This is a genomic window from Thioalkalivibrio sp. AKL17 (genome assembly GCF_000377885.1).
Classification (GTDB): domain Bacteria; phylum Pseudomonadota; class Gammaproteobacteria; order Ectothiorhodospirales; family Ectothiorhodospiraceae; genus Thioalkalivibrio; species Thioalkalivibrio halophilus.
Window position 1 is genome coordinate 1 of record NZ_KB898778.1, and the last position, 9309, is coordinate 9309.

11 protein-coding genes and 1 pseudogene are annotated in these 9309 nt (G+C 66.5%); all 12 read left to right on the forward strand.

Annotated elements, in window-relative coordinates:
- Positions 1–129 (forward strand): annotated as a pseudogene (locus D577_RS13755) (carbon dioxide-concentrating protein CcmK); the annotation flags it as partial.
- A gap of 10 nt (positions 130–139) precedes the next feature.
- Positions 140–592, forward strand: a complete 453-nt coding sequence (locus D577_RS0113360; RefSeq protein WP_018947958.1) for a bacterioferritin — start codon at positions 140–142, stop codon at positions 590–592.
- A complete protein-coding gene (locus D577_RS0113365; protein ID WP_018871382.1) occupies positions 576–857 on the forward strand; it encodes a 4a-hydroxytetrahydrobiopterin dehydratase in 282 nt (93 codons plus the stop codon). Before D577_RS0113360 ends, D577_RS0113365 begins: the two co-directional genes overlap by 17 nt.
- Positions 858–870: 13 nt before the next feature.
- Entirely contained in the window at positions 871–1506 is a 636-nt protein-coding gene (gene parA, locus D577_RS0113370; RefSeq protein WP_018947959.1) for a ParA family partition ATPase, read from the forward strand.
- The gene (locus tag D577_RS14190) at positions 1503–1913 is read left to right on the forward strand and encodes a hypothetical protein (RefSeq protein WP_024330043.1); all 411 of its coding nucleotides are present in this window, start codon (positions 1503–1505) and stop codon (positions 1911–1913) included. The genes parA and D577_RS14190 overlap by 4 nt, the downstream gene beginning before the upstream one ends.
- A 62-nt stretch (positions 1914–1975) precedes the next feature.
- Complete coding sequence (locus tag D577_RS0113380; RefSeq protein ID WP_018947961.1) at positions 1976–2779, forward strand: CbbQ/NirQ/NorQ/GpvN family protein; 804 nt, start codon at positions 1976–1978, stop codon at positions 2777–2779.
- Between the two features lie 28 nt (positions 2780–2807).
- Positions 2808–5129 carry a nitric oxide reductase activation protein NorD gene (locus D577_RS0113385; protein WP_018947962.1) on the forward strand — a complete coding sequence of 774 codons (2322 nt, stop codon included), beginning with the start codon at positions 2808–2810 and terminating at the stop codon, positions 5127–5129.
- A gap of 57 nt (positions 5130–5186) precedes the next feature.
- Positions 5187–6188, forward strand: coding sequence for a LysR family transcriptional regulator (locus D577_RS0113390; protein ID WP_018871377.1), 1002 nt, complete (start codon positions 5187–5189; stop codon positions 6186–6188).
- 109 nt (positions 6189–6297) lie between these two features.
- A complete protein-coding gene (locus D577_RS0113395) occupies positions 6298–6873 on the forward strand; it encodes an SgcJ/EcaC family oxidoreductase (RefSeq protein WP_018947964.1) in 576 nt (191 codons plus the stop codon).
- A 69-nt stretch (positions 6874–6942) separates the two neighbouring features.
- Complete coding sequence (locus D577_RS0113400) at positions 6943–7890, forward strand: sodium-dependent bicarbonate transport family permease (protein ID WP_018947965.1); 948 nt, start codon at positions 6943–6945, stop codon at positions 7888–7890.
- 3 nt (positions 7891–7893) lie between these two features.
- Positions 7894–8184 (forward strand): P-II family nitrogen regulator, encoded by a 291-nt coding sequence (locus tag D577_RS0113405; RefSeq protein ID WP_018871374.1) that lies wholly within the window; start codon positions 7894–7896, stop codon positions 8182–8184.
- Positions 8185–8197: 13 nt separating this feature from the next.
- The gene (locus D577_RS0113410; RefSeq protein ID WP_018947966.1) at positions 8198–9199 is read left to right on the forward strand and encodes a phosphotransferase; all 1002 of its coding nucleotides are present in this window, start codon (positions 8198–8200) and stop codon (positions 9197–9199) included.
- Positions 9200–9309: the final 110 nt, after the last annotated feature.

Consider the following 9309-nt stretch of genomic DNA (forward strand, 5'->3'; position numbering starts at 1 on the left):
CGTGCCGGTGCCGATTCCTGCGAGCGTGTGGGTGACGGTCTGGTGGCCGCGCACATCATTGCCCGCGTGCATTCCGAAGTGGAAAGCATCCTGCCGTCCGCGCCCAGCGCCAGCGGCTCCGCCAGCTGAGGATACGCCGATGGCCGATCCACGGATCGTGGGCTATCTGAACCGGGCGGTCGCGCATGAAATGTCGGCGGTCCAGCAGTACATGGCCCAGGCGCGGCTGACCGCGCTCTGGGGCATGGCGGAACTGAGCGACTCGCTGCGGCGGGAAGCGCAGGAAGAACTGGAGCATGCGGATCGCCTGATGACGCGCCTGATGCACTACGGGCTGGCGCCTCCCGGCAGCCAGCTGGGACCGGTGCGTCTGGGGCGTTCGGTCCGCCAGCTGATGGAGTACAACCGCGCGCTGGAGCTGGATGCAGTGCGGATGTACGAAGAAGCGGTGGTGTATTGCCGTCGGACCGGTGCCCGTGAGGATGCCGCGCTGTTTGCGGCCCTGCTCGACGAAGAGTGGGAACACGTGCGCGAGATCGATGCTCAAATGAATGCAAACGGCAGCGGAGACTCCGATGGCCGAGAACGGTGACGTGGTTCCCGCAGGCTGGGAGCCTGGCAAGGGTTCGCTGGTGTCGATCAGCAAGCAGTACACCTTTGATCGATACGGGGTGACGCGGGATTTCCTCGACCGGGTCGCGGATCTGTCCGAGGCCGACGGTTATCACCCGAACATAAGCTTCGGGACGACCTATGTGAACATCACCATCGACGCCCGGGACGGCGAGGCGATCGGCGAGGCGGATCGCGCCTTCGCGCTCGAGGTCGACCGCCTCGCCGGCGAGGTGACTTCATGACCCGGGGGTCATAATGAGCTCGCGGGTGATCGCGGTCGTCAATCAGAAGGGCGGGACTGGCAAGACTACCCTGACGATGAATCTCGCGGCCGGGCTGGCCCGGCGCGGCCGGACCCTGGTCATCGACGCTGATCCTCAGGGTTCCGCCGGGCAATGGGCGCGCATGAGTTCGGAGCGCAAGCCGTTCCCGGCATCCGTGTTCGCGGTGGCCGGGCCGCTGGACCGGGAGCTGGCAAACCTGCGTCGGGATTATGATTTCGTGGTCATCGACTGTCCTCCGACCCTGGAAGGCGGTGCGGTGAACGGGGCCCTGGCAGCTGCGGACCTGGCACTGATCCCGGTGCTTCCTTCGCCGGTGGACCTGTGGGGCAGTGTCCGCATGGGGACGGGCCTGGAGGAGGCACAAGGGGCGAACCGGGATCTGCAGGCGCGTATCGTGGTCAACCAGCTTGAGGTGCGCAGCGCGCTCTCGCGTGCGATGAAGCACGCCCTCATGGAGATCGACATACCCGCTCTGGAGCAGACGCTGCGGCGGCGGGCCATCTACCGGCGTTCGGCGCTGGAAGGCAGCTCCGTCTATGATCTGGGGAAACCCGGACAGGCGGCTGCGGCCGAGATCGAAGCCATCATCGAGGAGGTGTCACAATGAGTGACCTGCAGAACAAGCTGGCGGCCGGCGTGCGCGCGGCGCGCGAGAATCAGGACAACAAGGGCGAGGCATCGGGCACGTCGACGAATGAAACGTCGAGCAGCAAGCCGGAGTCCGCCACGGAGCAGAAACCGGCGGAGAACAAGCCGGCGCAAAAGCCCGCCTCCGGCAAATCGTCGTCCGGAAAGGCAACGACCGGTCCGCGGGGCAGCACGGCGAAGAAGCCTGCGGCTAAAAAGTCCGCGGGTGGCTCCGGCGCCACCCGCAAGAGCACCGGGTCGACGGCGGGAAAACGCTCCCCGGCTTCGAGCCGCGGTGGCCGCAAGGACTCCCCTGGCAATGACGATCGCGCCACCGGGGATACGCCCTGGGAGAATCTGCATCCGGATCGGGTCTGGCCGGACTGAGTCCGGGCGGGATTGCGAGCATGGCCGGGCGAAGCCCGGCCTTTTTGTGAAGGAGCATTGCCATGCAGGACGAACTGCGCGAATACCGGGTGACCGCAGAGCCCTATTACCAGCCGGTCGCGGACGAGGTGGAGCTGTACGAGGCGGCGTATGCGGCGCGCATGCCCATGATGCTCAAGGGTCCGACGGGCTGCGGCAAGACGCGCTTCGTGGAGCACATGGCCTGGAAGCTGGGCAAGCCGCTGGTGACGGTGGCCTGCAACGAGGACATGACCGCCTCGGACCTGCTGGGGCGCTATCTGCTGGACGCTGAAGGGACGCGCTGGCAGGACGGGCCGCTGACCATGGCGGCCCGGCTCGGGGCGATCTGCTATCTCGACGAGATCGTGGAAGCGCGCCAGGACACCACCGTGGTGATCCACCCCCTGACCGACAACCGGCGGGTGCTCCCGCTGGAGAAGAAGGGGGAAATGGTGAAGGCGCATCCCGATTTTCAGGTGGTGATTTCCTACAATCCGGGTTACCAGAGCCTGATGAAGGATCTGAAACAGTCGACCAAACAGCGCTTCGGCGCGCTGGATTTCGATTACCCGGATCATGCGACCGAGACCCGGATCGTCGCGCACGAGGGCGGTGTGGGCGAGGACGTCGCGGACAAACTGGTGAGCGTGGCCGAGCGTGCGCGCAACCTGAAGGGGCACGGACTGGACGAGGGAATCTCGACGCGGATGCTGGTGTATGCGGCTACGCTTATTGGCAAGAATGTCGCGCCGCTAGCCGCCTGCCGCATGGCCCTGGTGCGGCCCATCACCGACGATCCGGACATGCGCGATGCGCTGGATTCGGCGGTGACCACGTTCTTCTAGACCGCCTTCGAGGCGGCGCGAACGCGCGATGAGCATCCATCTGGAAGACTATTCGGACCTCCTCGAGGACCTCGGGGACCACGCCGCGCAGGTGCTTGAATCTGCGTGGCACGAGGCAACGCGTGCATTCAGCCCGGCGGGACTGGAACGCTACTACCTCGAGGGAGCCCGCAGCCTGCATTCCCTGGGACGCGGGACCGAGCTGGTCGTGGCGTTCATTCAGGAGGCGCCGGGGCTGGCGCATGAGCTGGGCGAGGATGCAGTCGCGGAACTGCTGAGTTCGTCCATCCGGATGTATTCCAAGACCAGCTCGGCGGTGATCACGCTGGTGATCTCGACGGCGCCCATTGCCGCGCGTCGCCTGGGCGACCATTCGCTGTTCGAAGGCTATCTGCGCCTGCTGGATTCGCTGCTGGGCCAGGCTCCGCGCGGCGTGCGCCCGATGCTGGAGCACCTGGACGAGCTGCTGAGCCATCTGACCCTGGGCGGGTTGCGGCGCTGGGCCACCTGGGGCGCACAGGCCCATCGCTCCGATCTGGAGGCGCAGATCGAATACTTCGGCCTGCAGTCGCCGGAGTCGCGCTCGGTATTCCAGAAGGAACGCCGCGGGACCTTGTTCGTGGACGTGCAGCGGCGTATCAACCTGTATCTGCGCTCGTTGTGGGGACGCGATTTCTTCATGCGGCCAACCAGCGGCGATTTCGAATCGCGCGAAGGGTACCGGCCGTATATCCAGGGGTTCACGCTGTTCCTGCCCGATGCCTTCGACGACACCGACGAGCTGACCGGGCTTGACCTGTATCGCGCGGCGGCGGCGCATGCCGCCGCGCACATGGTGCATACCCGCGAGCGCCAGGAAGAAGAGGCGCCGCGGGGGATCCGGGGCGCGCTGCTGGAGCTGTTCGAGGATGCTCGGGTCGAGGGGCTGACACTGGCCGCATTCCCGGGGCTGGGGCAGATCTGGAAACCCCTGCACACGGCCACCCCGGAAGACGGCGATGCGCCGCAGCCACTGCTGGCACGGACCGCGCGCGCCCTGATCGACGCCGATTACACGGACCCGCACCCGTTCGTGGACGAGGCGCGGGCGGCCTTCGCCCGCGAGTCCGATCTGGAGCGTGCGGGACTGGCGGCGGAACTGGCGGAAGCGCTGGCGCCGGCGTTCCCGGAAAAGGGCTACGTGAACCCGAAGCAGATCGCGCCCGAGGTCGTCTACCGCGACGACAACCGCTATATCTGGGCGGTGGGCCGCGAGGACGAAGAAGAGGCGGAGGTGCTGGCCGCACACGGCTCGGGTCAGGAACGCATCTACGTCACGCCGATGGAGATGATCAACACCCTGGACGTGCCCAGTGCCGGGGACGATGCCCAGCAGATCATGGTCCTGGCGACGGAGTTCTTCCGCGATGGCGAGGACACCAGCATCAACGCGCAGGAGGGCAAGGAGCCGATCTCGCTGCCGTTCCACTATCACGAGTGGGACTACCAGATGCAGCTGGAGCGCCCGCACTGGGTGACGCTGCTGGAGCGTCGTCCGGAGAAGGGCGATCTGGACGAGATCTACGCGATCAACGAAAAGCACAAGCCGCTGATCGCACGTCTGAAATACCTGATCGAGGCGATTCAGCCGCAAGGCGTGCAACGCCTGCGTCGGCAGCCCGAGGGCGACGAGCTGGACGTGAATGCGCTGGTGGAGGCACAGATCGACCTGCGCATGAACCGGCAGCCCGACGAGCGCATCTACACCCGCACCCTGCGCCAGGAGCGGGATCTGTCCGTGCTGGTTCTGCTGGACCTGTCGGAATCGACCAACGAGACGGTGCGCGGGACCGACACCTCGGTGGTGCAGCTGGCGCGCGAGGCGACCACGCTGCTCTCGGGTGCGATCTCGCGTATCGGCGATCCGTTCGCGATCCACGGTTTCAACTCGGACGGGCGGCACGACGTCGAGTACTTCCGCTTCAAGGATTTCGATGCGCCCTGGGACGACACGGCGCGGGCGCGTCTGGCGGGGATGAAAGGGGCGCTTTCCACGCGGATGGGGGCGGCCATCCGGCATGCCACTGAGCAGCTGCGTGCCCGCGGTTCGCAAAAGAAGCTGATGCTGGTCATCACCGATGGCGAGCCCTCGGACACCGACGTGCGTGATCCGCAGTACCTGCGCTTCGACGCTCGCCGCGCGGTGGAGGAGGCCGGACGCAACGGCGTCCACAGTTTCTGCATGAGCCTGGACCCCAACGCCGATGATTACGTGGAGCGCATCTTTGGGAACCACTACATGGTGCTGGATCGGGTCGAACGGCTGCCGGAGAAATTGCCGATGCTGTATGCCGGCCTGACCACCCGTTAACAGGGGGCCGGCGTGAGTCAGAGCGATTCGACGCGGGATTCCGGCCTTCCGCAGGTGATGCTGAAGTCGGAGCTGCCGGCGCATCTGATCCGGCATGCGACCCTGCGCCAGCTGCAGGTCTTCGAAGCGATCGTGCGCCTGGGCAGCTTCACCCGCGCCGCGGAGGAGTTGCACCTGACCCAGCCGACGGTGTCCATCCAGATCAAGAAGCTGTCCTCCGCGCTGGGGCTGCCGCTGTTCGAATACGTCGGGCGGCGGGCGTCGCCCACCGAGGTAGGGTTGCTGCTGTACGACACCTGCCGCGAGATGCTCGGGGCGCTGACCAATCTGGAGATGAAGCTGGCCGAGATGCACGGCCTCAAGCGCGGGCGGCTGCGGCTGGCTGTGATCACCACGGCGCAGTACTTCGCGCCCAGCATTCTCGGCCAGTTCGCGCGGCGCTATCCCGACGTGGAGCTGTCGCTGGAGGTTTCGAACTTCGACCGGGTGCTGGACCGCCTGGCCAATAACGACGATGACCTGTACATCATCGGCCATGTGCCGGAGCGCCTGACCGACGTGGCGGTGTACCCCTTTGCACCCAACCCGCTGGTGGTGATGGCCAGCCGCGATCACCCGCTGGCCGGCCGCCGCAATATCCCGCTGCAGGAGCTGGAGCAGGAGAACTTCCTGATGCGCGAGCCGGGATCGGGGATCCGTGAGTCCACCCTCAAGCTGTTCCAGGAACACGGTATCAATCCGCGGGTGCGCATGGAGCTGGGTTCCAACGAGGCGATCAAGCAGGCGGTCATCGGTGGTCTGGGGATCTCGGTGCTGTCCCTGCATACCCTGAGCGCGGAGGGCGCGGAAGGGCCGGTGGCGCTGCTGGACGTGGAGCATTTCCCGATCCACCGTCAGTGGCACATCGTGCATCCGCGGCAGAAGGTGCTGTCGGTGGTGGCGCAGACCTTTCTCGACTTCGCCATTCAGGACGAGGCACGGCTGCGCAATCAGATCGAGGACATGCTGGCTGCCTTCAAGGCGCAGGCCGATGCCGGACAGGGCCCCTCCGCCGGATGAACGGTGCCGGCTGACAGGCCCGGCTGACAGGCTATGGGGGGCGGTTTACAATCCCCCGCAAAGTACAACCTTTGATCAGGGCCGCCACGGCGCCCGCGGAGAACACCCCGTGAAGAAGCCTTCCGACGACCGACCGCGCATCAGCGGCACCCGGTTCATTGATGCCGACAGCGAGCCGCGTGCCCGCTTCAGCCTGAGTGCCTCGTACCGGGACCAGCACCACCCCGTGACCGGCACCGGTGGCGACCCGAACTTCGGCGCCATCGATACCCCGGTGGACGAGAGCTGCGTGGTTTGCGCCCCCGCGACCCGGCGTCTGGCGGAAGAGCTGTTCGAACGCTGGAACGACGCGCTGAAAACCGGCGACGCTGATCGGGTTACCGACTGCTACGCTGAAGACGCGGTACTTCTGCCCACGGTGTCGAACGTCCCGCGCACCACGCGCGACGAGATCCGTGACTACTTCCGGCATTTTCTGGAGAAGCGCCCCGAGGGCACGATCACTCAGCGTAACGTGAAGTTCGGCTGCAACAAGCTGACGGATGCGGGTACCTATACCTTTCGCGTGCGCGACGGCGGTGAGGTCAGGGACGTACCGGCGCGTTACACCTTCGTCTACGAGAATCGCGACGGCGAATGGAAGATCGTGCATCACCACTCCTCGATGATGCCCGGTAGCGACTGAACCAGACCGACAGTCCCGTGCCCCGCGAGAGCCGGTGCGGGGCGACGTTTCTGACTGGAGGCAAGGACCATGGTTTCCGAACCGGTCGTTCTGTTTTTCCTGCTCGGCGCGATCGCCGGGCTGGCCAAATCCGATCTGAAGATCCCGATGGCGGTGTACGAGGCGCTGTCCATCTTTCTGCTTCTGGCCATCGGCCTGCACGGCGGGGTCAAGCTGGCCGAATCCGAGCTGGTGCCATTGCTCCTGCCCGGACTGGCCGTGCTGGTGGTGGCGGCGTTCATCCCGCTGATCGCCTTCCCGGTCCTGCGCTGGGTCGGCCGCATGACCCGCGCCGATTCGGCCTCCATCGCCGGCCATTACGGCTCGGTCAGCGTGGTGACCTTCTCGGTGGCGGTGGCCTACCTGGCCCAGCGCGGGCTGGATTACGAGGGACACATGATCGTGTTCCTGGTACTGCTGGAGATCCCCGCGATCGTGATCGGCATCCTGCTGGCCAAGGCGGGCACCGGTGGTGGGACGCGCTGGGGCAAGACCCTGCACGAGGTGTTTTTCGGCAAGAGCGTGTTCCTGCTGATCGGCGGGCTGCTGATCGGCTACCTGGCCGGTCCGGAGAACATCGAGCCGCTGGAGCCGATGTTCTGGGATCTGTTCAAGGGCGTGCTGGCGCTGTTCCTGCTGGAGATGGGACTGGTGGCCTCCAGCCGCATCGCCGAGGTGCGCAGTTACGGGGTCTTTCTGGTGGCGTTCGCGATCGTGATGCCGGTGGTGGCCGCACTGCTCGGTATTGTGCTGGGCTGGGGGCTGGGCATGTCGCTGGGCGGCACGCTGCTGCTGGCCACGCTGTACGCCAGTGCCTCGTACATCGCGGCCCCGGCAGCCATGCGCATCGCGGTGCCGGAGGCCAACCCGGCACTGTCGATCGGGGCCTCGCTGGGGGTGACGTTCCCGTTCAACATCTTCGTCGGCGTACCCCTTTACTTCTGGTTGGCCGAACAACTCTACGCAGTCGGAGGATAGGGCATGGAAGGCGAACCGATGCGCCTGATGGTGATCGTTACCGAGGCGATCCTGGAAGACATGCTGGTCGACGAGATCCGCAAGCTGGGCGCCAGCGGGTACACCGTGATCGATGCCCGCGGCTGGGGCGAACACGGCAAGCGTCGCGGCAACTGGCGCCAGGGCGGCAATATCCGCATCGAGGTGCTGGGGTCCGAGGAGCTCTGCACCCGCATTGCCGCGCACATGCGTGACACCTACCAGAAGGACTACGGGCTGCTGATCTACACCACCGACGCGCTGCTGCACAACTGAGGCGGCTGCGGCCATGGGTGCGCGGGAGGACGCAGAGCTGACCGCACGCGTGCGCCATGCGACCGGCGCCCGCGCGGCGTACCCGCAGGAGCGGGTGCAGGGGCTGTGGAGCGGTTATGGCGAGATCCGGCGCTACCGCCTGGAGGATGCGACGGTAGCCTCGGTGATGGTGAAGGACGTCCGCTACCCGGCAGCCGTCAGCCACCCGCGCGGCTGGGGCGGCGGGGTTTCCGACCGGCGCAAGCGGCGATCCTATGAAGTGGAGCGGGCCTGGTACGCGGATTTCGCCCCGCGGCTCGATCCGTCGCGCTGTCGGCTCCCGCGCTGTTTCGCGGCGGGTGGGGACGATCATGGCGGCTGGATGATCCTGGAGGATCTGGATGCGGCCGGTTTCCCGGACCGCCGCGAGCGCCTGGACTTCGACGGCGCGGTCCTCTGCCTGCGCTGGCTGGCCGAGCTGCATGCCGCGTTTGTCGGCACCGCACCCGACGGCCTGTGGCCGGTCGGCAGCTACTGGCATCTGGCGACCCGTCAGGAAGAATGGGCGGCGATCGAGGACCCGGCCATCCGCCGCACGGCCGCGGAGGTCGATCGCCGGCTGAACGCGGCCCGCTTTCACACCCTGGTCCACGGTGACGCGAAGGTCGCGAACTTCTGTTTTGCTGCCGACGGGGGCGCCTTGGCGGCAGTGGACTTCCAGTACGTCGGCGGCGGCTGCGGGATGAAGGATGTCGCCTATTTCATCGGCTCCTGCCTCGACGAACACGAACAGGAACATCGCGAGGCGGAACTGCTGGACGCCTATTTCGGCGCCCTGCGTGGTGCGCTGCGCGATCACCACCCGGAAGTGGAGGCGGCCGCGCTGGAGGCCGAATGGCGGGATCTGTTCCCGCTGGCGCAGGCCGACTTCTACCGCTTCCTGGTCGGCTGGAGCCCGGATCACTGGAAGATCCATGACTACAGCCAGCGGGTTGCCCTGGAGGTCGTACGCCGGCTGGACCCGGGGCCGGCCTGAGGCGCGCGGGATCGGCCAGAGGCTGGCCTCCTACAGGGCGAACCCTGCCCCCGGCAGGAGGCCGGCCCTCCGGCCGATTGTGCGTTCGGGCAATCTCCGCGCCGGATCGG